Genomic DNA, 24222 nt, shown 5'->3' on the forward strand with positions numbered 1-24222 from the left:
TTGAGAATGAGAAATTCCCATATGGTAAGACACAGAGGACATGGATAATGGTTCTAAAGCATACCACTCCTAGTGAAAAGGCTTCTCACCCAATCCCGCAAGAAGCCTTCGATTGGTACGACGAATACGCCCACGGAAAAATCACGCGCCGTGAGTTTCTTAACAGGCTGGGTGGCCTTGCGGTGCTTGGCTTTAGCATGACAGCACTGGTCGATGCGTTAACCCCGAATTACGCACTCGCAGAACAAGTTTCATTTAACGATCCTGACATCAAAGCAACTTACGAAACCTTTCCATCTCCAAATGGGCATGGAGAAGGGCGTGGTTATTCGGTGATGCCACAGAAGAAGACCTTAAAATCGCCGGCCGTGTTGGTGATTCATGAAAATCGAGGTCTGAACCCTTATATCAAAGATGTCGCAAGACGACTTGCAAAAGACGGCTTTATTGCTTTCGCTCCAGACGCGCTTTATCCACTCGGCGGCTATCCGGGGAACGACGATGAAGGTCGCGCGATGCAGAAAGAGATGGACAGAGACAAGATCGAACAAGACTTTATTGCAGCCGCTAACTTCCTCAAACAATACGAGGGTGGCAACGGTAAATTGGGCGCGGTTGGATTCTGCTTCGGTGGATACATTGTCAACATGCTTGCAGCGGTAATGCCTGAAGAGCTCGATGCAGGTGTGCCTTTCTATGGAACACCCGCGGCTCAAGAGATCCAAAAGCAAGTCAAAGGGCCATTGATGATTCACTTTGCAGGGCTCGATAAGCGTGTTAACGACACATGGCCTGCTTATGAGCAGCAATTGATCGCAACCGACGCACAGTATCAAGCGTTAATGTATGAGAACGTCAACCACGGCTTCCATAACGACTCAACAGCACGCTACGCACCGGAAGAAGCAGCACTCGCTTGGGAGCGCACACTCGGCTTCTTCAAAGAACATCTCGCCTCTAGTTAAAATGCTTCAGCTTTAGTTGGCACATTCCTTGTTATGTCTCTCTTAGTGAGTGAGATATAAACAAGGAATGTGCATGACTCAATCAACGTCAAAAACACCCATCATAGTATGCTGCGATAGCCACCAAGAGCAGGCTCGATTGTCCGGCTTATTGAGCAAAGATTACGACAACATCATGGGTTGCCAATTGGCACAACTAGAAACGTTAATGCAACGAGAACCGTCAGCAAGCGTTGTGGTTGGATGGCAGCAACCAACTGCGGAACTGCGTTTGATCGTCGATTTCTGCCGCAGAAAATCGGCACCACTTCTTATCGTCTTAAAGCAATTATCATCCAATGATATCAATCGTTTATCAGAAAAAATGGACTATGTGCTCATGCCGCATGATAGTGAGTTTGCACTTCAACCTTGGATTGAACATGCGACATTAGTGAGAACGAAATTCGAAAGTATGCAATCGGAAATTGAATCGCTGACCCACAAGATTGAAGAGCGCAAGCTGGTGGAAAAAGCCAAAGGTCTGCTGATGAAGATGCACAGCGTTGATGAAGAACAGGCTTACAAAGCGCTTAGAAATTCAGCTATGCAATCCAGCCAAACGCTCGCACAAGTTGCCAAGAATTTGATAACTACTTTGGAAGTGTTGGATTAGTTGCTCTACCACTTTGGGGTTGGGGTGCATTTTCTAACGTGGTGCGTGTTGCACTATCAGCAAGCAATAACAGGGAAAAATAAACGGTAGAATATACTAATTCATTGTATCTACTGTAAAAAATAAGTTGGCACAGTAATTGGATTAGTAGAATTGGGTTTATTGTTGAATCGCTTATCTCAATTATCAACGGCGGTAATTGTAGACTTAGCAACGGCGCTACTGCTCTTCGGAGTAGTGGCGCTTTTTTTATGGGAGCAAACCAATGAAATGGAGTTCGATGCTGAAAGTGTCAGCAATTTCGTTATCGGTATTCACCACGGTCAGCGTAAAGGCAGAGTTGGGTGAGCCAGAAATTGAAGACCTGAAGTTTGGTTTTATTAAGTTAACCGATATGGCACCGCTGGCGGTTGCTTATGAGAAAGGCTTTTTTGAAGACGAAGGCTTGTACGTCACTTTAGAAGCACAAGCAAACTGGAAGGTGCTTTTAGACCGAGTCATCGATGGTGAGCTTGCTGGCGCGCACATGCTTGCTGGTCAGCCATTGGGCGCGACGATTGGTGTCGGCACAAAAGCAGAAGTGATTACCGCGTTCAGTATGGATTTAAACGGCAACGCAATCACGGTTTCCAATGATACTTGGGAACAGATGAAGCAATACATTCCAAAGCAACCAGATGGCAAACCAGTTCACCCAATCAAAGCGGATGCACTGAAGCCTGTGGTCGACAGCTATCTGGATAAAGGCAAACCGTTCAACATGGGGATGGTGTTCCCTGTATCGACGCACAACTATGAGTTGCGATACTGGTTAGCGGCAGGTGGGATTCATCCAGGCTTTTACGCACCAGACTCAGGCGATAACAGTGGCCAGTTGGATGCTGACGTTCTTTTGAGTGTTACACCGCCACCACAAATGCCAGCAACAATGGAAGCGGGCACGATCAAAGGGTACTGCGTAGGCGAACCATGGAACCAACAAGCCGTATTCAAAGGCATTGGTACGCCAGTCGTGACCGATTACGAGATCTGGAAGAACAACCCAGAGAAAGTGTTTGGTGTTTCTAAAGCTTGGGCTGAGAAGTATCCAAACACGCACATTCGCGTAGTGAAAGCCTTGATTCGGGCGGCACATTGGTTGGATGAAAACGACAATGCCAACCGCCAAGAAGCAGTGAAGATGCTATCAAAAAGCGAATACGTTGGAGCCGATGCCGAAGTTATCGCCAACTCGATGACGGGCACATTTGAATACGAGAAAGGCGACAAACGAGACGTGCCAGACTTCAACGTGTTCTTCCGTCATAACGCCACTTATCCGTATTACAGCGATGCGATTTGGTACCTGACCCAAATGCGTCGCTGGGGACAGATCTCAAGCGAGAAATCCGATGATTGGTACATGGATGTCGCAAAAGAGGTTTACCGTCCGGACATTTACCAACAAGCGGCTCAAGCACTGATTGAAGATGGTGTGTTGAGCAAAAAAGACTTCCCAGATTTTAGTGCTGAAGATGGTTTCCGTGCTCCACAAACACACTTTATCGACAACATCGTTTATGACGGTCGCGAGCCAAATAAATATCTAGAGAAGTTCTCTATCGGGCTTAAAGGAAAAGACAAGGTTTAACCATAACGATAAACGCCACAGGCGAGGGAATTCGCTTGTGGCAACAAGGATGTAAATTTCTTAGGAGTGAGTATGTCTAGTAATGTCATTTCCCTGTTTCCTGCTAAGCAGGTAGTGAACCGAAGTCGGCTGGTGCTTTTGCCCGTCATTGGCTTGCTGATCTTTTTGGCAATGTGGCACTTAGCAGCGAGAGAAGTGCAAACCTCATTAGGTACGCTACCAGGGCCAGTGCAAACTTTTCAGCAGTTCAGCAACCTTGTCGATGACCATTGGCAAGAGCGAGAAAAGGAACAAGCGTTTATCGAGCGTCAGGAAAAGCGCAATGCTGCGAAGTTAGCGAAGAATCCAGACGCGGAAGTGAAGATTCGTCCTTACACAGGTAAACCGACGTTCTTCGACCAAATCATAACAAGCTTAGTGACCGTAACTGCGGGCTTTTTGCTGGCGACGGTTATCGCGATTCCGCTTGGCATCGTGCTTGGTCTTAATCAAGGGCTGTATCAAGCGTTCAACCCAATCATTCAACTGCTCAAGCCCGTATCACCTTTAGCTTGGCTGCCTATCGTCACTATGGTTGTAAGTGCCACTTATGTGAGTGATGACCCGATGTTTGCTAAGTCGTTCATCAACTCTCTGATCACTGTAGCGCTGTGTAGCTTATGGCCGACGCTGATTAACACCGCTGTGGGTGTAACAAGCGTTGATAAAGACTTAATCAACGTGAGTAAAGTGCTTCAACTTTCGTGGTGGCAGCACATCCGCACCATCGTATTACCTTCTGCCATTCCAATGATCTTCACAGGTTTACGTCTCTCTTTAGGTATCGCTTGGATGGTGTTGATTGCGGCAGAAATGCTCGCGCAGAACCCAGGGTTAGGCAAGTTCGTTTGGGATGAATTCCAAAACGGCAGCTCGGCATCATTGGGGCGCATCATGGTGGCAGTCATCACCATTGGTTTTATCGGTTTGATGCTCGATAGAGGCATGCTGCAACTTCAAAAGTGGCTGTCTTGGAATAAACAACAAGCGTTGAGATAAGGGAAACGATCATGGAAAAAGCATTATTAGATCTAACGCGTTTAGGGATGCGATTCCCAACGCCAGATGGCGAGTTCATCGCGCTTAAGAACGTCGATTTACAAATCAATAAAGGCGAGTTTGTATCCCTAATTGGTCACTCTGGCTGTGGTAAATCAACGGTATTGAACTTAGTCGCAGGGCTGCACATGCCAACAGACGGCGGCGTGATCGTCGATGGACGAGAAGTATCTGGACCAGGACCTGACCGCGCAGTGGTGTTCCAAAACCATTCATTATTGCCTTGGTTAACCGTGTATCAAAACGTTGAGTTAGCTGTAAAGCAAATTGCCGGCAAAAAGGGCAAAGCGTGGATTCAGGAGCAAGTGAATCACTATTTGGAGTTGATTCAAATGCAGCATGCCGCGCACAAAAAGCCGGACGAAATCTCTGGTGGTATGAAGCAGCGAGTCGGCATCGCCAGAGCACTGGCACTTCAACCAAAGGTTCTACTGATGGATGAGCCATTTGGCGCGTTGGATGCGTTAACACGTGCGCATTTGCAGGATGCACTGATGAAGATTCAAGCCGAGCTAAACAACACTGTCATCATGATTACCCATGACGTGGATGAAGCCGTACTGCTATCCGACAAAATCGTGATGATGACTAACGGACCGGCGGCAACCATTGGTGAAGTGTTAGAAGTGAATCTACCTCGCCCTCGTGAGCGTGTCGCACTGGCGGATGATGCGCAGTATCAGAAGTGTCGACAAGCGGTGCTGAAGTTCCTTTACGAGAAGCAATCCAAAGTCGAGATTCCTGCTTCGAAAGAAGACAAACCCAAAACCGCAGCGCAAACGGCATAAGGAGGCAGCGATGAACAGTCCTTTAACGATTCCAGTAAAGAACGCATTGAGCCACATCGTTGTGGTAGGCAACGGTATGGTCGGGCAACACCTCGTCGAGCAATTAGTGCAGAAAAACGCGCATTTGGAGCACCGAATTACCGTGATTGGTGCAGAGCGCTTTATCGCGTATGACCGTGTACAACTTTCTTCTTTATTTGCGGGTAAGTCTCATGATGATTTGATGCTGAGTAACCAAGAATGGTACGACATGCATGGCATCCAACTCGTACTTGGCAGCCAAGTAACAGGCATCGACAGAGAGCAAAAGCGCATTCTGCTTGATGGTGAAGATGTGCTGGGTTACGACCAACTCGTGCTCGCGACCGGTTCTTACCCGTTTGTGCCGCCAATTGAAGGTAAAGACCGAGACAACGTGTTTGTCTATCGCACGCTTGATGATCTTTCACAAATCAAAAAGGCATGTGAAGGCGCAAGAACAGGCGCAGTGATTGGCGGCGGCTTGTTGGGTTTAGAAGCGGCAAACGCACTCAAACTATTGGGGCTAGAAACTCACGTCATTGAGTTTGCACCTCGCCTGATGCCCGTGCAGTTAGATGATGGTGCTGGCTTAGTGCTAAAAGAGAAGATTGAAGCACTAGGGCTAACCGTTCACACCTCAACGGGTACGGAACGAATCTGCGATGGTGAAACGGCTAAGCATCGTATGGTGTTTAAAGACAAAGATCCTCTCGAAGTGGATGTGATTGTCTTCTCCGCAGGCATTCGTCCTCAAGATGAGTTGGCAAGGCTGGCTGAGCTAGAAATAGGCGAGCGAGGCGGCATTGTGATTAATAACCAATGCCAAACCAGCGATGAGAACATTTACGCGATTGGCGAATGTGCCCTTTGGGAGCAGAAGATCTTTGGTTTAGTCGCACCCGGTTACACCATGGCGAGAACCACTGCCGATATCTTGACTGGTATGCCAAGCGAAGGTTTTAAAGGCGCAGACATGAGCACCAAGCTCAAGCTACTTGGGGTGGATGTGGCGTCTATCGGCGATGCACAAATGCAAACCGAAGGCGCACAGGAAATGGTGTTGCAAGATGCGGTTGCAGGCATCTACAAAAAGCTGGTGGTTGATGCGAGCGGCACCCAATTGCTTGGTGCGATTCTCGTTGGTGACAACAGCGACTACGATGCGCTCTTACAGTGTTATTTGAACAAAACGGTTCTACCAGACCACGCAGCGAACCTGCTGTTTGATACCGGAATGCTTGATGGAGAGATGCCAGACAGCGCCATCATCTGTTCTTGTCACAACGTCACAAAAGGCGACTTAGTTGCCGAGATACAAGCTGGCACTACCAACCTGACGGACCTTAAAGCCAACACCAAAGCCGGTACTGGCTGTGGTGGCTGTAGCAATATGGTCAAGTCGGTATTGGATACTCAATTAGCAGCCATGGGGGTAGAGGTCAACAACCACCTTTGTGAGCACTTTGAGTTAAGTCGCCAAGAGATGTTCCATATTTGCCAAGTGGAACAAATCAAAGACTTCGACACCTTAATTGCACTGCATGGCAAAGGGCATGGGTGTGATATCTGTAAGCCGACAGCAGCATCTGTGTTTGCTTCTTTGTGGAATGAACACATCATGGAGCCTCAACATCAATCTCTGCAAGATTCTAACGATGCTTTCATGGCAAACCTGCAAAAAGATGGCTCTTACTCGATTGTACCTCGTGTTCCGGGCGGCGAAATCACACCAGACAAACTCATCGTGCTAGGCGAAGTTGCTCAGCAATACGATCTGTACACCAAGATCACTGGCGGTCAGCGCGTGGATTTATTTGGCGCGCAGTTAGAACAACTCCCAGAAATCTGGCAAACCTTAATCGATGCTGGTTTTGAAACAGGGCACGCCTACGGCAAATCGGTGCGCACCGTGAAATCTTGCGTCGGCTCTACTTGGTGTCGTTATGGCGTTGATGACTCGGTCGGATTAGCCATTGAGTTAGAGAACCGCTACAAAGGATTGCGAGCGCCCCATAAGCTTAAGTTTGCCGTATCGGGCTGTACTCGCGAGTGTGCAGAAGCGCAAAGTAAAGACATTGGGGTGATCGCCACTGAAAACGGCTGGAATCTATACGTTTGCGGGAATGGCGGCATGAGACCAAGACACGCAGATTTGTTTGCATCCGACTTATCCAAATCAGAGTTGATCACCATGATCGACCGAGTATTGATGTTCTACGTCAGCACCGCAGATCGCTTGCAGCGCACGTCTGTGTGGATGGAGAACATGGAAGGGGGCCTAGATTACCTTAAACAAGTGATTTTGGATGACTCTCTCAACCTATGTGACTCATTGGATGAGCAAATGGCACGAGTCGTAGATACCTATCAATGTGAGTGGAAGAGTACGTTGGATAATCCTCAAAAATTGCAACGTTTCCGTCCTTTCTTGAACAGCACGTCGGGCAGCAAAGTCTTGCCGTACCAACGTGTGCGTGGTCAGCGTATTCCAGTGAAACAGGAGGTGTAAATGGCAGCTTTAACCAAAGTGAAATTGTGTCAGCTTGATGACTTAATGCCGTTTATCGGTGCCACTGTATTGATTGAAGGTGAGCATGTCGCGTTATTCTACATTCCTGATAGTGGTGTTTATGCCGTTCAAGATTGGGACCCAATTGGTAAGGCTTATGTGATGAGTCGAGGGATTGTCGGTGATATCGATGGTGAGATGTGTGTTGCATCGCCGCTATACAAACAACACTTCAGTTTAAAGAGTGGGCAGTGTTTAGAAGACGAAGTGCACTGTCTAAAAACGTGGCAAGTAATGGTCGACGATAATCAGGTTTGTTACTTAGTTGAAGAATGATCCTCGAAGTTCTTTAGTGTGCTCGATATGAGTAAATTCTTAGCGTAAGAGACAAGCGAATAAAGCTCCAGAGACAGCCAGTATGGCTCTGGAGCTTTTTACTATTTGGAAGGATTCACTTGCAGTTCGGTATAGCCGGTCGAGTCGTCCATCGTTCTGGTAAACTCAAGTTCTGAGTAAGAATGGATGATTAATTCTGTGGTGGTATCTATAACCGTGCCTTCCATTAAATGCCCGCCCCAGACTCGTCCTTCACGATCAGACACCGAGATATGAACGTGTTGATGTTCAGCCGTTAGGGTTCCCATCACAGAGACAATTTCAAATGGCTCTTGTTTGGTTAACGTACTCTCTGCACCTGCCAAACGAAGGTTGAGGTCAGAGATACAGCCAACGCATGAGGCAATCGAGCCTGCTTTGATACCATGCTGCTCGACCAATTTCGCTAGGCTCAGCTTTAAGTCCATGCCTTTGGTAAGACGTACTGCTATCACTTCAATCGACATGTCACTTCCTAATCAAAACCAGCAAGCAGGAAAGCGCCGTATCCAAATCGGCATAACGTTTGGCTTTGCCAAGCACGCGCATACCTTGCATGTTGTTGAGAACAAAACGAGCAAGCTCTTCTGGTTTCAGCGTTTTCGGCACTAAGGTTTCTTTTTGTGCATTGGTCAGCGCATCTGCAATGATGTCGATAAGATGGTCAAATAAGAAATGCCCTTTACGCAGTACATCATCGTCTTCACCAGCGTGCTCAATCAACGCATTTTGAATAAAGCACCCACAGTTGCGTTTACGTTGCAGCTCAGCAAAAGATTTAAGGAACGATTCCAACTCAGGTAAAGACGCGTCGTCTTTTTCCAAATCATTCAGTGACGGTAGCGAGACCTTTTTCAAGTAGGTATCGAGCGCTTCGTAGTAGAGCTGTTGCTTGTCACCATAGGTGTTGTAAAGACTGAAGCGGTTGATGTTCAACTCGTCGGTGAGATCCGAGATGGACGTGTTCGCAAAGCCCTTGCGCCAAAACACATCCATAGCCACGAGAAGCTTTTCATCTCGGTCGAAGTTGGCTTTTCTTGCCATAAATTACCTGCCTGGGTCTGCTTATCGGGTAATTAAATTGCTTTGGAGGGATGGCACAGAGAACCTCTAGCGTTCGAACTGAACCAATATGATGAATACCCATCTATTCTCGGGTATCAGCCTCCAAATTCATGTGAACTCACAAACGGCATCAAAAATCTCGCTCAGCAAACAGACCCACAACTGTTTGAAAATTTTTGATAGTGAAGTTCTTGACTGATCGTTTATAAACTGGCTACAGTATATCCTAACCAATCGGTTAGAAAAAGATAAAAGGATGTGAAATGAAGCTCTATGAAACCGCAATGACTCCAAGTTGTAAGCGAGTTAGCATTTTTCTAAAGGAAATCGGTGGCGAGGTTGAGCGAATTGCGCTGAACGTTCGTGAGGGCGATAACCTATCTGAACCGTTTAAATCGAAAAGTGTGAACGGCAAAGTGCCTCTACTGGAACTGGATGATGGCACGACGATCTGTGAAAGCGTGGCGATTTGTCGCTACCTAGATGAAGCGTATGAAAATGATCTGGCGCTGTTTGGTGCTAACCAACTCGAACGTGCTCAGGTGGAAATGTGGCATCGTGTGGTGGAGTTCCAAGGACTAAATGCGGCATTTCAGGCGTTTCGAAACATGACCGGAGTTTATGGAGACAGAGAACGTTGTGTTGAAGCATGGGGCGAAGAATCAAAACAACGCGTCTACGAATTTCTGCCTGTCTTAGACAAGCGTCTTGAACATAATGATTTTATCGCCGTAGACCATTTTACTATCGTCGATATAACAGGCTTTATTTTGATCAGTTTCGCAATTAAAGGCCTAGAAATTGATGTGCTATCGACGTCGCCAAACATTGCTCGATGGTATAACCAAATTTTAGCTAGACCTGCATTTCAGAGTTAATGTATTGCAGCGAGTGGATGATAGCTCGCTGCTACCACCTTACCGATTCTTAACTCAGCAGGATATTCAAATTTTTTCAGATTTTTCTTATTTTTTCTCCTATCGCCTATAATTGGAAAAACAACCTCAATTTGCTTCGTTGCGTTTTAGAGCCTTGAGCTCTTGGTCCGTAGACGCTCTCTTTCATCATGGAAAGTCTAATAATAGACAAGGAGAGGTCATGAATATTCAAGTGAAAACTATCAATAATATTCTAATCGCCCTGTTAATGGTTTCGGTTTTTGGTCTATTCGCACTGTACCTCAATTACACACAGCAGAATGAACAGATTGAAAGGCTGCAAAGTCAGTTAATCGAAAAAGAGCATCAGATACTAATTTCTAATGAAGCGTTGTCTTACACTCGATATCAACACCAATTATTAGCCGAAGACTACAGCCGTTTTAGAAATGAGCAGTCAGTGACTAGTGTTTTGCGTTAGCCAGTATAGCAACCACTTTAAGGAGGCAGATGAAACCCATTCTTTTGGTCGATGACAGTAAAACAGTACTGCTTTACATCAGCAGTGCATTGGAAAAGCAAGGCTATGAAGTGCTTGCTGTTGAAGACGGACGAGCGGCGCTCGAAGTGCTAACCCACCGCCCTGATATTCAGTTTGTGCTGAGTGATTTAATGATGCCTAGAATTAATGGTATTGAATTGTGTCGCCAATTAAAATCTAAAGTTAGCGAACGTTACATTTTTTTTGTTCTACTGTCTTCTAGAAATGACCAAAGTTCGATCGTGAAAGGCATTGATGCTGGCGCAGATGATTTCGTAGATAAGAAGACGTCTGTAGAGGAACTTCAGGCCAGAATCCGTGCGGGGTTTCGTACTTTAGAACTGCACAACAAACTCGTTGAGAGAAATAAAGAGCTAGATGCGGCCTACCAAACAATTCACCAAGACCTGCAGTCTGCGAGTCAACTGATGGAGCAACTACTCCCTGCTGAATCAACTATCCAAAATATACAGTTTAGTTATGTCTACAGACCATGCTCCCAGATTGGTGGTGATATGTTGGGGTATTTGGAGCTCGATGAACAACATGTTGCGTTTTATGTATGTGATGTTTCTGGTCATGGTATTTCTTCAGCTTTGATGGCTTTTTCTATTCAACAGACACTATCTCAAAGTCAGGGGCCTGATTCGATCACGATGGAGTTGAGAGATGACTGCTATTGCGTAAGTGAGCCAGCATCTGTGATTGAACGGCTAAATCGGCGTTATCAGCAAACTAGAAACAGTCAACTTTACTTTACTATGGCTTACGCCATTCTTAACACAAAATCAGGGCGACTTAGCTATTGCACGGCTGGCCACCCCAGGATCTTAGTTTGGCGAGCGAGTACGAACATGATGGAACAGATAGGTGACGATAACTTTATCGTTGGTGCAATGCAGCCGATAGAATATAGCGGTAACCAAATTAGTCTAGATGAGGGCGATGCATTGTGGCTTTATTCGGATGGTTTGATTGAAGCGAGGCAGGGTGAGGAGATGTTTTCACTACAACGATTGGCATCGAGTATAAAAGCTGTTTGCACGCTGCCAGTTGAAGATCAAGTGGGAGACGTCTTTAAAAAAGTACAATCTTGGCACAACGAAGATGAGTTTGATGATGATGCCAGCCTTTTACAGGTAAAATGGCATGGTGAGAGGCTCGATTTTAAGGAAAAGAATGTCAAAGAGCGAATTTAAACGAACTTACGGGAGCTCCCTTACTCACTCACGAAGTGCGAGCAAAGACGTTGTTCGGTTTTTGATGGGTCATCAAATCCCCTTAAATGCAATTCAATCATTGGAGCTTTGTGTCGTTGAGCTCATGAATAACGCTTATATTCATTCTTACAGTGAAATAGAAGGCCTGCCAATTGAAGTGGAGTGTAGGGTTGGGGATGACCAAGTGTCCGGTTTCGTGGAACTGAGAGTCTCTGATTGCGGAGCGCCGATCAATGAGAAGACGTTCATCCAACATAAAAATAAACAGATTGAGGCACCTAACTTAATGGATGACGATAGTTGGTCCTCCTCTGGTCGCGGACTGATGTTAGTCGCTCAATTATCTGACCTGTTTAAATTGGAAAAAGGTTTCGAAAACAATACGTTTGTTGTAGTGAAAAGGAATTGGGAGAGAAACTAACAACCAAGCAAAGTCGATTTCCTTCACTTGGTCCCTAGCGTTAATCTGACGGTTGCGTTGTATATCATTGTTATTTTGTATTCGTTGTTGGTGCTGGTGATAGTAACGCCTCCAACTCTTCTGGTGTTAGAATATCACTGATGTTTAACATATTATTTTCATCATCTAGCGCCATCTTTGTACGGCTAAGTAAGTACCTTTTTTGAGTTGGTGTTAGGTCTTTGAGAGACTCAATCAACTCCCTGAAATTGCTATTATTCATTGCCATATTTCCCCCAGTTAAGCCTTGAATTTCTTTATTGCATATTCTTCAAGTAAGCGAAGATTTGTTGATTAATTGCAGCTAGCTCTTCAGTAACTATAGCTATATCTGAGCTATCTGGCGCTGTATCGTTTCTGGTTTTTTCTTCTATTCTTTGAAACGCAATGACCGCGGTGTCTTCTCCGAAACTCTCTAGAATGCCCTTTAAACTATGCGCTAATAGATAGAGTTCTGACCAACATCTGCTTGTATATAGCTCATCTATACGCTCTATATCATTCGTGTGATCTTCAAGGTATGTAGAAAAAACAGTGACGATCAGATCTACGTCGTTATCCATGTATGTATTGAGAACATCAAAATTAATCATGTATACCCCTATTAAACGTTGCGGTAGAGGAATGTTTCGGATAATGAAGGCTTAGCCGAAGGTATGAATGGCATAACCAGTATTTGAGCAGAAATAGTTTGCTTGTCGCTTGAGATAAACTTACAAAAAGAAAGTCATTGTTAAAGATATTTTGACTTATATCCAAACGGCAATGGTCGAAATGTAGGGATGAAAAAACTTCAACTCGCGTGTTTTTAACACAAGTAGCAAAGGGGACGTTTCCAAGTAAAACGCCGAGTCGGTAAGTGTCTTGCAGTCCTAGTTTAAGGCTATTGTTACATACGGACGCCAGACGTTCGCCAACTTTGACTAAGGCTAACTCTCCTCATTAAGTACAAGTATAAATTAGCAATCTAGTTGCATATTGGCAAGTGATCTGCGGCAAAAAAGGGACTCGCGTCCCTTTTGTATTACTAGCTTTGCTTAGAGTCCTGTTCTATTTGCTTCATAAGCTCGTTGGCTTTCTTCATAGCGCGTCTTGCGCTTGAAGTCCTTCGCTTATTAAGTAATATATCGGAGAAGCGTAAGTATTTATCAGCAGTTTTGAATCTTAAATCGTTAACATCCTGAAAACCAATAGGAAAGTTTTTCGAGAACAGATCCACATCCTTCACCAAGTTATCGAGATGAGTTGTCGTCCTTGCCTTTTCTAGGCGAGAATAAAAGTTTTCAAACTCTTTTTGGAACAGGATTCTAGCGGCATCTTCTGGAAACGGTAGAGGGCTGTTGGAATCTAGCGCTGTCTCATATAATTTCATTTCCAGCACTGCATCTTTCATCGCATTACTTATCTGTAAGTTCTCTTGATGCTCTTCTACGTTTGAAAAGAAGGTGTTCCCAACCTTAATAAGAGCAACAAGTGCAGCTGCGTCTTTCTTTTGGAGTGCTTCAGTGAGGTGCTGACCGAAAACATCGCTAGATAACGAACTTGGCGTGAAAGGATAACCTTGATGAATCTGATTTAACTCATCCTTGAGCTCATAGATGGATTTACTGCCGTCTTCTTTACTGTACCGAGACTTTTCAAGTTGACTGTTGATTTGCCTTGCTATCGAAAGTAACGTGGAGTGCTTGCTTGACTGAATATCTAAGGCAAGAACTTCTATTTTATGTGAGTCAGGGTAGTAGGTTTTTGCTTTATCAAGTATGGACTCAATTTCATCATAATTCGGGTAGTTGTTGGCATCAGAATTCAAAACCTGATCAATTTCAGATTCAAACTCGCTGAGAATATAGGTCTTGTGTAAGCGTAATAAGCCAGCCTTAACGACTGGATGTAAGCTTTTTTCACTATCAATCAGTGCCAAACTTTTTTCTGCTGGCGTATCAAGCTGCCACTCTTGTCCGGCAATTTGATCATTTTGCTTGCTAATAACGGTTTCCAAATTGGCGATGGTTTCTTGTTGCTGCTGATAACCAAATACAATGCCGCTAACTAATAATATACTCGCTGCCGCGCCGCTAGCGATAGGCCAATAGCGCATATTCAATTTGCGTTTCAACTGCTCAGGGGTCAGCTCGTTCGGAATGATGCCAGTTGAAAATACGCTTGAAAATATTGGCCACTTAGATGCAGGCATGTTAGTTGGTTTAGAGACCTTGATCTTCTTTTTGAGAGCTTCATTAACTGGAGTTCTTGCGTAAGGGTGTTTGCAACTCAATAGCTCGTAAGCAATAAAAAATAGAGCAAACATATCGTCGCTTAAGTTCGGTTCCTTACCGGATAACAGGTTGAGTGATGCATAGTTGGGAGTATAACCAAGCGTTTCAACATTTTCGGATTTACGTTTAGCCGCATATTGATCCTGCTTTAATTGATGAGTTTTAGATACACCAAAATCAAGCAACTTAACGTTACCCTCAGACGTTAAAATCACATTAGCGGGCTTTAGGTCGGCGTGCACTACACCAAGAGAGTGAGCATATGAGAGTGCATCGAGTACCTGATTTAGGATTGATAAAGTTGCATTAAACTTCAGCCCATGGGGCCTAGAACGCTGTATTAAACTCTCTAATGTTTCTCCGTTAATATACTCCATAACTAAAAAGTATATTTCGCCATCAACACCAAAATCAAAAACCCTAATGATATTAGGGTGGCTTAACCTTTGAGTTTGTTGAGCTTCACGTATTAACATGCGTGCAGTCTCTGGTTGAGAAGCAAACTCTTTCTGTAATATTTTTAACGCAACGTAGGGTGTTTCTGAACCTGAAGATTCAAGAATCCTATCTTTAGCTAAGTAAACATCGCAAAGCCCACCATGCCCAATAACCGACTCAATTTCATACCGATTTTTAACGGTCGCTCCTATTAAGCTTTCGTTAATAACATCTTTGTTATTATTTAATGAGTCATCTTTATTGTTTTTTTTCTTATTAACTAACGGAGTGTTTTCTTTTTGAGACAGTTTTGTATTTGTTTCATTTTTATTTTTAACGGAGGTTTCATTATTAGTGAGTTTGGTTGATTTAATTGCATTGTCTCGTTTTTGAGTCTTTACAATTTTAGTTTTATCTCCGCTTTCTTCGTTATTTATAGAATTGTTTTTATTACTGTCTTCCATCACAAGAACTCCGTATAAATGATGGGGGAATATATACCTTTCTGCTCAATGAAAAGTCATTATGTTAGAATTTCTCGGCCAAACTAACATTCGTTTTTTTATTGATGAAAGTCTAAGTGTCAAAAATTTGAACTTGGTTGGATAATTAAAATTGTTGAACAATACGTGATTGCTTTGATAAAAAAATGATTCATTATTCCGTGCATGATTTTCAATGGCAGTATTAAGATTTTTATTAATCTTACTGTTAATAAGAAAGTAGTTAATAATAAAATTAAAAATAATATCTAGCAGGTCTTTGGTGAGGTTTACATGAAGTTGGTTTTAACCATAACAAGTTTTCACAAATTTACTCCAGAGATTGAGAGTGAGTTCGTGTTTGAATCAAGTGATGAACATGCCAAGGTTACATTTGGTAGGTCTGAACAATGTGATTGGACACTACCAGATCCTGAAAGAGTGGTATCCGGAACCCACGGAGAACTGATTAAGTTTGGTGACAAATACTTGATAAAAGACCTCTCAACTAATGGTACTTTTGTAAATAATGCTGTAACTCCTGTGGGTCAAGGAAATGAAATAGCACTAAGCGATGACGATATGGTTAGCTTAGGGGATTATCAAATTTCAGTTTCTATTCAAACAGATACAGATGTATTCAGTCTTGAGACAAGTAAAAGTCTTTCTAGCGCACCCCCTGAAGTAGTCTCAAGTCCATCGGAAGCAGAATTTGTTGACCTAGGCCTTAGTGCTAGTGAACTCTTAAACGAAAGTGTTCCTTCTGACTTTCAGCTAGATATTGGTTTAGTCGATGATTTTATTGATATCCCAAAGCCCGAAAAACAGAGCACCGTATCTGAAACTTTACCGAAAGTTAACCGACAATCAGAACACCTATCGACTCCCAACTTTGATACCAATGGGGGTGAACTTGCGGCTTTTGTTAGAGGGGTGGGTATAGATCCAATGATGATTCCCAGCGATAACCGAGAGGAATGGTTCGAACAACTGGGGGAGTCATTTTCTTTGATGCTAGTTGGTTTAATGGAAACACTGCATAACAGAGCAGTGTTTAAACAAACAAATCGACTTAGTCATACCGCATTTCGTAAGTCAGAAAATAACCCTTTAAAGTTTTCTGCAAACTTAGAAGATGCGATTCATAACCTATATAACCGTCAAACCGCTAGCTTCTTAAAACCAAATGCAGCCATTAAAGAAGCATTTAATGACATCGAAAGTCATGAGCAAGCCTTAATGAAAGGTGTTGAAGGTACGGTTTCGAGTGTTATGTCACTTGTTGAACCTACTTCTATATACTCAGATGCTTTAGCGAAAGACACGGTTATTAATAAGGTTATTCCAGCTAGGAAATATGCTCAAAGTTGGAAGAGGTTTGAGGATATTCATGAAAAGCTATCCGATGATATTATCAATAAAGAGTCTCCGTTCTATTTAGAAGACTTCGCTAAGCACTATGAATTAGCATTAAAAAACAAAGGCTAGGAATTAGGGTGATGAAAAAGTTTTACCAATATATTTTGTTATTAATTTCAATGGCTTTATTTGGGTGCTCAGCAGCGAACCTAGTTGTTGATCCATACTCAGATTTAGAAATAGCAGCAAGTCATAACATTAATCCTGATTCAAACGGCAGGCCTTCTCCTGTAGTGGTGTATGTATTTGAATTAACGTCAAATACCATTTTCGAAAGCCAGGACTTTTTTTCTATTTATGAAGAAAGTGAAAAAGTCTTAGGACCTGATTTAGTGAATAAATATGAAGTTTCATTAACTCCAGGTCAGAAAGAAACATATCAAGCAAGTATGTCTCCAAAGACAGAATATTTAGGCATTGTCGTAGCGTTTCGAGATATTGAAAACTCAAATTGGCGACAAGTCATTAAAGTGGATAAGACCGGTTACAACACATATCAAGTATTGTTAGAAGATCTGTCTTTGGTCGTTAAATAACGTTTAGTTGGCTAATTATAAATGACGCAATACTCCAAGACGGCTTGGTGCGAAGGAATGTTTTTACGTCCCCAGCACTTCCAACAACAAGAACGCGCAACCTCTCAAGAATTCAAGGGCTTACATCAGTTAGGTGGGGCTTACAATTGGGGAGTTTGGAAATGTCGAGTAAAAAAACACGCGCTAAAAGATGGTCTTATTGAACTTGAGCATCTTGAAGCTGTTTTGCCAGATATGACGTTGGTTAATACGTTAATATCCAACGATTCAGTTTCGCCTCTACTTATTGATAAAAACACTGAAAATACGTTAGTAAAAATAACTCTCCCTCTTTCAAGTGTTACAGGTAAAAACGTTTCGGATGTAAGCGAATCGATCGTCTCTCGTTATGTACTTCAAGATATCGACGTGATAGATAACCTTACAGGACAAGATGAAGAAACCATCCAAGTTGCAGCCCTTAACCTAGAGTTGAAAGCGAGTAATGACAAATTAGCGGGTTATGTGGAGTTACCTATCTTAAGGATCAAAGAGGTAACTCCTGAAGGGGAAGTTATACTAGACGATGAGTACGTTCCTCCGCTTATCAATCTCCTTAGCGATAAAGTTATGTCAGCTTATCTACGTAACGTTATCGCGATGACAAAGATGCGTGCTGACGTTATTGCGCAGCGCTTGATTAAGGGCAAATCTGCATCGGCATCTGCTGTTGATTTCATCATGCTCCAAATGTTGAACCGATATGAGGCGAAGTTAAAGCATTTCAGTGAGTTAGATAGGTTACATCCACTGGAATTAGCGACGACACTTAAAGGTTACATTGGTGAGTTAGCCACTTTTTCTAATAAAACTAAAAGAGTCCCAAGTTTGCTTGCGTATGATCACTTAGATGTATCAAGTGTTTATAGCGAGTTGAATCAGATACTCAGTCAGTACCTCAGTGTTGTTCTTGACCAAACTGCGACCAAACTTCCGTTGGAGCCTCGCCAATACGGTATTCAAGTGACGCCGCTTCCAGATAAACGCTTGCTTGAGTCATGCCAATTTGTGCTAGCAATTAAAGCAGATACCACAACAGATGAAATAAGACGCCTGGTCCCAGCGCAACTCAAGTTTGGCCCGGCAGAACAGATTCGCGATCTAATTAATAATCAGATCAACGGTATAAACGTAGTGCCGTTGAGTGTCGTCCCGAGACAGATTCCTTACCAAACGGGCTATGTCTATTTCGAAGTTGTCAAGAAAGGGCCATTTTGGATGAGGCTAAAAGATAGTGGCGGTATTGCGCTTCACCTATCAGGGCATTTTCCTAATGCTGAACTTGAGCTTTGGAGTATTAATCAATAGGCGCGCTCTGTATGGAACAAACGATAGTAAAACCAACACCGGGTGGAAGAGCACCCGCATCGAAACCACAATCAGAAAAGTCTGTGGATAATACCGTAGTTATCTCAAAAAGCCCTGAATTGGTGAACAATGATTCAGTGGTCGCTTATGGGAGTAACTCTCTACTAGCAGAGGCGAATGGCCTGTTATCTATTATCGGTCAAATTCGGTCGACAGCGACTCATTCCGATCCGTTGTTTCTAAAAGAGACATTGGCACAAAAGCTTAGAGATTATGAGAACCGATTACGTCAGCATGACGTTGATTTGGATACCATTGATACAGCTCGTTATTGTTTATGCTGTTCACTAGATGAAGTTGTCCTTAACACCAATTGGGGTGGGCATTCATTCTGGAGTCACGATTCATTACTTAGCTCCTTCTATGCTAGCAGTCAAGGTGGGGAAGCGTTTTTTAAGCATCTTGATAAGTGCATGGCGAAACCAGATGCGAACTTAGATTTGCTTGAACTAATGTATGTGTGCTTATCTCTCGGGTTTCTGGGTCAATACCGTTTAGAAAAAAATGGACTGGAATCGCACCGGAAATTGAGAAGACAGGTTATTGCTACTCTTAAGTCTTATGGGAGAGGAGTCCCTCAGGAGCTAAGTAATAGTATCGACCAACACATTTTGAATGGCTCAAAGGCTTCTGATAGAGCCCCTCTTTGGGTTGTATGTTCTGTAACGGCGGCATTATTGGTCTGCATATATATGTATTTTAGCTATGAGCTAAATAAGGCATCCAATCGCACCTTTTCTCAATTAGTCAATTTGATTCAACCGCAACAACTTAACCAAGATGCAACGTCAGAATCAAAATCAGCGCCAATTGCAGAAAAGATTTCAATGTATCTAGCAACTGAGATCGGTAAGGGGCTAATCAATGTTGAGCCGCTGCAAGACAGGGTAAGAATTTCGTTAAAGTCTCAAGATCTATTTGAATCAGGTAGTGCTGATGTTGTCGCTTACATCCAACCCGTTATTTCTAAGCTTGCGAGAACATTGGAGTCGACCCAAGGCAAGATCATTGTTACTGGTCACACCGACGATAGGCCTATTTTCACGAGTAAATATCCCTCGAACTGGCACCTATCATTAGCTCGAGCCACTGCTATGTCTGAACAACTGATCTCGAATAGTGCATTAGAAGGGCGAGTGATACCCGAGGGATTGGGGGATGCAAGACCATTAGTTGAAAACAGTAGTGATGAAAACCGAGCTATTAACCGCCGGATTGAAATCGACCTTCTTGTCGCGAATTAATAATAGGTAGATAGAGATGCGTATTAAAGAAATTGGCAGAATATTTACTCAAAGATGGTTTCTCGGTCTTATCGGTGTCGCTGCTTGTTCTATTTTCATTTGGGTTGTTGGTCCACTTATTGCGATAGCGGGATATGAGCCCCTAAAGAGTGACTTTCAACGGCTAGTCACTATTCTAGTGTTGGTGTTGCTTTGGGCGATATTTAACGTTACCAAGCAGCATAAGCAAAAGGTGAAAGAAGACGAAAGTATTCAAACGTTGCTTGAGGTTGATAGCCAATCAGATAAAGAAGCAGCAAGTGAAATTGACTTAATGCGCGAGCGTATTGAGCAAGCTGTCAAAGTAGTGACGAAAACACACAAAGGCAAGAGAAGCTTGTATGACTTACCGTGGTATGTGTTGATTGGCCCTCCTGGAACGGGGAAAACAACCGTATTAAAGCAGTCGGGGTTAGAGTTTCCATTAGGAGACAGCCTTGGCTCTGACTCTATTGCCGGTGTAGGTGGCACTCGCCACTGTGATTGGTGGTTTGCAAATAAAGCAGTTCTTATAGATACGGCAGGCCGGTATACGACACAAGACAGTCAAGAAAAGGTCGACTCTAAAGCGTGGCATGGTTTCTTAGGATTGTTGAAAAAGTATAGAACGCAAAGACCAATTAATGGTGCGATTGTTACGATAAGTTTAGCCAGCGTGATGTCTCAGACTCGAACCGAGCGAAGTCTTCATGCTCGAGCAATTAAGTCGAGACTTCAAGAACTGAAGAACCAGTTAGGCATGCAGTTTCCGATTTACGTATTGCTCACCAAAATGGATTTAGTTGCCGGTTTCAATGAGTTCTTTGCCGATTTAAGTAAGGAAGAGCGAGAGGAATTATTTGGTTTCATGTTCCCTCGTGAAGTGGATGATGAAAGAGGCGTTATTTCTCTATTCAACAAAGAATTTCATGGCATGTTGGAGCGTCTTGATGCCCGTATGCTTAGAATACTTGAAACTGAGGACGATTTAGATAAACGCGCACTTATCTTTGAATTTCCAAAGCAATTAAGAGTGCTACAAGCTAATCTTGACGAGTTTTTAGCTGAAATTTTTGCACAAAACAGTTTTGAAGAGCCTGCCTTGATTCGTGGTGTGTTTATGTTGAGTTCGGTTCAAGAAGGCTTACCAGTCGATAAGCTGATGAATGAATCAACCAATGGACTTGGGTTAAATCGATTAGCTCTAGCAAAGAGTCAGACTGGTTCTCATAGTTATTTCGTAAAGAATCTTTTTGACAAGGTTATTTTCAAAGAGCAACTGTTAGGAACAGTTAATCGTCACTATCAAAAGCAGTCAGGTTGGATGCGTCGAGGTGTTTACATTGGATGTACAACGCTACTGCTAGGAGCTTCTGCGCTTTGGTTTATGAGTTATAAGTGGAACTCACAGTTAATTGTCGATACCAATGAACAAGCTAGCCATATTGATGCACTGATTGGCGCTCAAAGTTTAGATTTTGAAGCGGATATTGTTTCAGCTGTAGAAACATTAGATAGGTTGATGACGCTTCCTCTCGGAAAGCAAAGCAACTACGGTGATGCCGACTCTGTAAAGAGGTTTGGTCTCTATCAAGGAGACAAAGTATCTCAGGCGGCAAACAATGCATATTCTGATGCTTTGACCCAATATTTCGCCCCTTTGCTTCTTGATAGCCTGGTGTCAGAAATGGAGAGCAATCAACAGCATCGTGAGTATTTGTACGAAACGTTAAAAACGTATTTGATGTTATTCAATCCAGACAAATATCAACAAGATGAAGTGTTGGCTTGGTTTAACTTTTATTTCGAACGTCAATATCCGGGTGAGCTAAACGCAGACTTAAGAAGACGCTTGCTACAGCACACTCAATATTTATTAGGCAACGATGGACAAGGCTTTACTTACAACACTGCTGCCGTGACGAGTGCTCGAGAAGTGTTGACTCAAATGTCTCTACCTGAACGTGCTTATCAGCGAATGAAAATACAATTTTCTAAGAGTCATGTACCTTCATTTCGCTTGACTGATGTATTGGGACCTAAAGGGCTTGAGCAGTTCGAGCGAGCTAGTGGAAAACCGCTATCACAAGGCATTTCGGGTTTCTACACGTACAATGGTTTTCATAGCATTTTTCAGATTCAGATCAACCGTACAGTAAAAAGCCTAATGGAAGAGAACTGGGTTTATGGTGACGATCTTAAGGCTCATGAAATTGATCAAGATAGTGCCATCCAAGGCGTTCAGTCTCGATACTATCAAGATTATGTTAATGAATGGAAAACGTTGATCGAAGATATTCAATTGAAGCAGGCTCCGAGCCTAGAACTTGCGACAGAGCAAGCGAGGGTTTTATCTGGAGTTGAAAGACCAATCGAATCTTTGTTGAGAGCAATCCAAAAAGAGGTTGCTCTATCAAAAGTATCATTGTCAGAAAATCAAAAAGCCGCTTCTGAAGTTGCTGGTAAAGTTGCCAAAGTTAAGTTTTCAAATACGGCAGATAGACTAGACATGTATTTACCTGAAGAAAACGGTTTCAATGTTGCTCTGCCAGGTAAAGAAGTCGAATCACATTTCTCAGAGATTTTACGCCTTGGTGAGCAAGACTTTGATGATATTCAACAAGCAATGGTTAACTTGCGTTCGTATTTAAGTGACTTATCAAGCTCTGGTAACAATCAGAAAATTGCCTACAAAAGTATTTTAGATGGAACCGTTACACAAGATGTCGCAGCTTCCTTCGCTCGTGCTAAAGAACTTTTGCCGAGACCATTTAATCAATGGCTAGGTGAGCTTTCTCAAGAGTCGGTTAAGTTTGCGGAGAGCGGTTCGAAGGATCATCTAAATCAACTTTGGGTAACACAGGTGGTCCGCCCTTATCAGCGGACTATTGCTGGCAGATATCCATTCGAGCCCAACGCGAGCAGAGAAGTTAGATTGAAAGACTTTAAGCGATTCTTTGGTTATGGAGGTACGCTTGACGCATTCTTCCAAGAATACCTCGAACCGTTTGTGGATACTTCGAAAAGTCGTTGGCGATTAGAAAAGGAAATTGGAGTTCGTCCAGAAACACTAATGGTCTTTCAAAGAGCGCAACGTATCAGGCAGTCTTTCTTTGAATCTGATAATTCATTACGCGTAGAGTTTGGGATGAAGCCTGTTTATCTAGACCAGCACATTACTCGATTTGTCTTAGAGTTGGGTGGACAAGATTTGGTTTATAAGCATGGACCAGCAAGAGCTAAATCGTTGAGTTGGCCTGCCGGTCAAGATCAGACTCGAATTGTGTTCACACCACCTGAATCTAAACGCGAAATTGCGCATACCTATGAAGGTGAGTGGGGCATATTCAAGCTTTTGGATCAATCACTTAAAGCAAGGCCAGAATCGCGTAAAGACAATATAGTTATGATTGATTTAAAGGGAAATAAGGTGCAGCTAGAGCTTATTCCTTCTAGTGCCATTAATCCGTTTTGGTCAAATGAAATGGAGAGGTTCAGATGTCCACGAACCTTATAACATCAGGCTGGGGCTATATCGGTAAAATGCCTGCAAAAGGGGACTTTGTGAAAGATGGTTTATCACAAGATTTCTCGGAGCGTTGGCATGATTGGCAACAGGCGGTTATTGCAGTCAGCAGGGAACAACTGGGTGAAAGCTGGAATGAGCTCTTTTTAACGGCTCCTGTGTGGCACTTTGCTTTGGATATCAGCTATTTAGAAGACTCAACCTACATTGGTAGCATGATTCCTAGTGTTGATGCATGCGGTAGATACTTTTTCTTTACTATAGCTCGTGCCGTAAAAGGTGAAGCTGTGCAATATTGGGGTGACAGAGCTTGGACCGAGGACAGTGCCGCTCTTGCTCTTTCAGTACTTGAGGACGACTTTGTCTTTGATGTTTGGCATAAGAGTACTCAAGAAAAAAATGAACTCGTTGCGAATGTAACAAGTGAAGTGAGGCCTCTAGAGTTTCTTTATCAAAGCCAAATATCTACAGTTTTTCATGATCACGGCAATACTGATCAAAATACGCTTTTGAATTACCTCATTAAAGAAAAATTGAGTAAACCATGTTTTTGGTGGACTGAAGGTTCAACGAAGGTTGAACCATGCATGTTCATTACGAGTGGATTTCCTTCAATTGGTCAGTTTTCAGCCATGCTTGATGGCGGCTGGAAAAAGTGGAATTGGTAGGAT

General features: G+C 43.2%; 22 protein-coding genes. 17 read left to right on the forward strand and 5 right to left on the reverse strand.

Features of this window, described 5'->3' with window-relative positions:
• The first annotated feature begins 47 nt into the window (after positions 1-47).
• The 7 genes from R7E78_RS14240 to nirD all read left to right on the forward strand — a co-directional run bounded on the left by R7E78_RS14240 (position 48) and on the right by nirD (position 8002).
• The gene (locus R7E78_RS14240; protein WP_318057974.1) at positions 48-965 is read left to right on the forward strand and encodes a dienelactone hydrolase family protein; all 918 of its coding nucleotides are present in this window, start codon (positions 48-50) and stop codon (positions 963-965) included.
• A 73-nt stretch (positions 966-1038) separates the two neighbouring features.
• Positions 1039-1620, forward strand: coding sequence for an ANTAR domain-containing response regulator (locus R7E78_RS14245; protein ID WP_206952866.1), 582 nt, complete (start codon positions 1039-1041; stop codon positions 1618-1620).
• Between the two features lie 265 nt (positions 1621-1885).
• Positions 1886-3250: a CmpA/NrtA family ABC transporter substrate-binding protein gene (locus R7E78_RS14250; protein ID WP_005375887.1), complete on the forward strand. Its 1365-nt coding sequence runs from the start codon at positions 1886-1888 to the stop codon at positions 3248-3250.
• Positions 3251-3322: 72 nt separating this feature from the next.
• A complete protein-coding gene (locus R7E78_RS14255; protein WP_005375889.1) occupies positions 3323-4288 on the forward strand; it encodes an ABC transporter permease in 966 nt (321 codons plus the stop codon).
• 11 nt (positions 4289-4299) lie between these two features.
• Positions 4300-5136, forward strand: a complete 837-nt coding sequence (locus R7E78_RS14260) for an ABC transporter ATP-binding protein (RefSeq protein WP_064376516.1) — start codon at positions 4300-4302, stop codon at positions 5134-5136.
• Between the two features lie 10 nt (positions 5137-5146).
• Positions 5147-7666 (forward strand): nitrite reductase large subunit NirB, encoded by a 2520-nt coding sequence (nirB, locus tag R7E78_RS14265; RefSeq protein WP_318057975.1) that lies wholly within the window; start codon positions 5147-5149, stop codon positions 7664-7666.
• Positions 7667-8002 (forward strand): nitrite reductase small subunit NirD, encoded by a 336-nt coding sequence (nirD, locus tag R7E78_RS14270; RefSeq protein ID WP_069687627.1) that lies wholly within the window; start codon positions 7667-7669, stop codon positions 8000-8002.
• 101 nt (positions 8003-8103) lie between these two features.
• Here nirD and R7E78_RS14275 read toward each other — a convergent pair whose 3' ends face one another.
• Both R7E78_RS14275 and R7E78_RS14280 read right to left on the reverse strand, forming a co-directional pair.
• Complete coding sequence (locus tag R7E78_RS14275; RefSeq protein WP_318057976.1) at positions 8104-8508, reverse strand: PPC domain-containing DNA-binding protein; 405 nt, start codon at positions 8506-8508, stop codon at positions 8104-8106.
• Position 8509: 1 nt separating this feature from the next.
• A complete protein-coding gene (locus R7E78_RS14280) occupies positions 8510-9085 on the reverse strand; it encodes a TetR/AcrR family transcriptional regulator (protein WP_005375904.1) in 576 nt (191 codons plus the stop codon).
• 284 nt (positions 9086-9369) lie between these two features.
• Here R7E78_RS14280 and R7E78_RS14285 point away from each other — a divergent pair, with 284 nt between their 5' ends.
• From R7E78_RS14285 to R7E78_RS14300, 4 genes are all read left to right on the forward strand, one after another.
• Positions 9370-9984 (forward strand): glutathione S-transferase, encoded by a 615-nt coding sequence (locus R7E78_RS14285; protein ID WP_318057977.1) that lies wholly within the window; start codon positions 9370-9372, stop codon positions 9982-9984.
• A gap of 220 nt (positions 9985-10204) precedes the next feature.
• Positions 10205-10465, forward strand: coding sequence for a hypothetical protein (locus R7E78_RS14290; protein ID WP_005375908.1), 261 nt, complete (start codon positions 10205-10207; stop codon positions 10463-10465).
• Positions 10466-10494: 29 nt separating this feature from the next.
• Positions 10495-11724, forward strand: a complete 1230-nt coding sequence (locus tag R7E78_RS14295) for a PP2C family protein-serine/threonine phosphatase (RefSeq protein ID WP_318057978.1) — start codon at positions 10495-10497, stop codon at positions 11722-11724.
• Positions 11705-12166 (forward strand): ATP-binding protein, encoded by a 462-nt coding sequence (locus R7E78_RS14300; RefSeq protein WP_005375914.1) that lies wholly within the window; start codon positions 11705-11707, stop codon positions 12164-12166. The genes R7E78_RS14295 and R7E78_RS14300 overlap by 20 nt, the downstream gene beginning before the upstream one ends.
• A gap of 70 nt (positions 12167-12236) precedes the next feature.
• On the opposite strand, the gene R7E78_RS14305 is transcribed toward R7E78_RS14300, so the two are convergent.
• The 3 genes from R7E78_RS14305 to R7E78_RS14315 all read right to left on the reverse strand — a co-directional run bounded on the left by R7E78_RS14305 (position 12237) and on the right by R7E78_RS14315 (position 15383).
• A complete protein-coding gene (locus R7E78_RS14305) occupies positions 12237-12428 on the reverse strand; it encodes a hypothetical protein (RefSeq protein ID WP_005375916.1) in 192 nt (63 codons plus the stop codon).
• 34 nt (positions 12429-12462) lie between these two features.
• Entirely contained in the window at positions 12463-12798 is a 336-nt protein-coding gene (locus tag R7E78_RS14310) for an Hpt domain-containing protein (RefSeq protein ID WP_005375918.1), read from the reverse strand.
• A gap of 434 nt (positions 12799-13232) precedes the next feature.
• Entirely contained in the window at positions 13233-15383 is a 2151-nt protein-coding gene (locus tag R7E78_RS14315) for a serine/threonine-protein kinase (RefSeq protein ID WP_318057979.1), read from the reverse strand.
• Between the two features lie 312 nt (positions 15384-15695).
• On the opposite strand from R7E78_RS14315, the gene tagH reads away from it, so the two are divergent.
• Genes tagH through tagF form a run of 6 tightly spaced genes read left to right on the forward strand, consistent with a single transcriptional unit; the run spans position 15696 to position 24219 of the window.
• Complete coding sequence (gene tagH, locus R7E78_RS14320) at positions 15696-16889, forward strand: type VI secretion system-associated FHA domain protein TagH (protein WP_005375931.1); 1194 nt, start codon at positions 15696-15698, stop codon at positions 16887-16889.
• Between the two features lie 11 nt (positions 16890-16900).
• Positions 16901-17356 (forward strand): type VI secretion system lipoprotein TssJ, encoded by a 456-nt coding sequence (tssJ, locus tag R7E78_RS14325; protein ID WP_017820223.1) that lies wholly within the window; start codon positions 16901-16903, stop codon positions 17354-17356.
• A gap of 21 nt (positions 17357-17377) precedes the next feature.
• A complete protein-coding gene (gene tssK, locus R7E78_RS14330) occupies positions 17378-18703 on the forward strand; it encodes a type VI secretion system baseplate subunit TssK (protein WP_080276943.1) in 1326 nt (441 codons plus the stop codon).
• 11 nt (positions 18704-18714) lie between these two features.
• Entirely contained in the window at positions 18715-20007 is a 1293-nt protein-coding gene (gene tssL, locus R7E78_RS14335; protein WP_167416000.1) for a type VI secretion system protein TssL, long form, read from the forward strand.
• 16 nt (positions 20008-20023) lie between these two features.
• Positions 20024-23542, forward strand: a complete 3519-nt coding sequence (tssM, locus tag R7E78_RS14340) for a type VI secretion system membrane subunit TssM (protein ID WP_318057980.1) — start codon at positions 20024-20026, stop codon at positions 23540-23542.
• Complete coding sequence (gene tagF, locus R7E78_RS14345) at positions 23524-24219, forward strand: type VI secretion system-associated protein TagF (protein ID WP_318057981.1); 696 nt, start codon at positions 23524-23526, stop codon at positions 24217-24219. The genes tssM and tagF overlap by 19 nt, the downstream gene beginning before the upstream one ends.
• Positions 24220-24222 lie beyond the last annotated feature (3 nt).

The sequence above is a fragment of the Vibrio sp. YT-19(2023) genome, assembly GCF_033337395.1.

Excerpts from the sequence above, each read along its gene's own strand:
- R7E78_RS14240 (WP_318057974.1), top strand. The coding sequence starts at position 48 with ATGGTTCTAAAGCATACCACTCCTAGTGAAAAGGCTTCTCACCCAATC.
- R7E78_RS14245 (WP_206952866.1), top strand. The coding sequence starts at position 1,039 with ATGACTCAATCAACGTCAAAAACACCCATCATAGTATGCTGCGATAGC.
- R7E78_RS14250 (WP_005375887.1), top strand. The coding sequence starts at position 1,886 with ATGAAATGGAGTTCGATGCTGAAAGTGTCAGCAATTTCGTTATCGGTA.
- R7E78_RS14255 (WP_005375889.1), top strand. The coding sequence starts at position 3,323 with ATGTCTAGTAATGTCATTTCCCTGTTTCCTGCTAAGCAGGTAGTGAAC.
- R7E78_RS14260 (WP_064376516.1), top strand. The coding sequence starts at position 4,300 with ATGGAAAAAGCATTATTAGATCTAACGCGTTTAGGGATGCGATTCCCA.
- nirB (WP_318057975.1), top strand. The coding sequence starts at position 5,147 with ATGAACAGTCCTTTAACGATTCCAGTAAAGAACGCATTGAGCCACATC.
- nirD (WP_069687627.1), top strand. The coding sequence starts at position 7,667 with ATGGCAGCTTTAACCAAAGTGAAATTGTGTCAGCTTGATGACTTAATG.
- R7E78_RS14275 (WP_318057976.1), bottom strand. The coding sequence starts at position 8,508 with ATGTCGATTGAAGTGATAGCAGTACGTCTTACCAAAGGCATGGACTTA.
- R7E78_RS14280 (WP_005375904.1), bottom strand. The coding sequence starts at position 9,085 with ATGGCAAGAAAAGCCAACTTCGACCGAGATGAAAAGCTTCTCGTGGCT.
- R7E78_RS14285 (WP_318057977.1), top strand. The coding sequence starts at position 9,370 with ATGAAGCTCTATGAAACCGCAATGACTCCAAGTTGTAAGCGAGTTAGC.
- R7E78_RS14290 (WP_005375908.1), top strand. The coding sequence starts at position 10,205 with ATGAATATTCAAGTGAAAACTATCAATAATATTCTAATCGCCCTGTTA.
- R7E78_RS14295 (WP_318057978.1), top strand. The coding sequence starts at position 10,495 with ATGAAACCCATTCTTTTGGTCGATGACAGTAAAACAGTACTGCTTTAC.
- R7E78_RS14300 (WP_005375914.1), top strand. The coding sequence starts at position 11,705 with ATGTCAAAGAGCGAATTTAAACGAACTTACGGGAGCTCCCTTACTCAC.
- R7E78_RS14305 (WP_005375916.1), bottom strand. The coding sequence starts at position 12,428 with ATGAATAATAGCAATTTCAGGGAGTTGATTGAGTCTCTCAAAGACCTA.
- R7E78_RS14310 (WP_005375918.1), bottom strand. The coding sequence starts at position 12,798 with ATGATTAATTTTGATGTTCTCAATACATACATGGATAACGACGTAGAT.
- R7E78_RS14315 (WP_318057979.1), bottom strand. The coding sequence starts at position 15,383 with ATGGAAGACAGTAATAAAAACAATTCTATAAATAACGAAGAAAGCGGA.
- tagH (WP_005375931.1), top strand. The coding sequence starts at position 15,696 with ATGAAGTTGGTTTTAACCATAACAAGTTTTCACAAATTTACTCCAGAG.
- tssJ (WP_017820223.1), top strand. The coding sequence starts at position 16,901 with ATGAAAAAGTTTTACCAATATATTTTGTTATTAATTTCAATGGCTTTA.
- tssK (WP_080276943.1), top strand. The coding sequence starts at position 17,378 with ATGACGCAATACTCCAAGACGGCTTGGTGCGAAGGAATGTTTTTACGT.
- tssL (WP_167416000.1), top strand. The coding sequence starts at position 18,715 with ATGGAACAAACGATAGTAAAACCAACACCGGGTGGAAGAGCACCCGCA.
- tssM (WP_318057980.1), top strand. The coding sequence starts at position 20,024 with ATGCGTATTAAAGAAATTGGCAGAATATTTACTCAAAGATGGTTTCTC.
- tagF (WP_318057981.1), top strand. The coding sequence starts at position 23,524 with ATGTCCACGAACCTTATAACATCAGGCTGGGGCTATATCGGTAAAATG.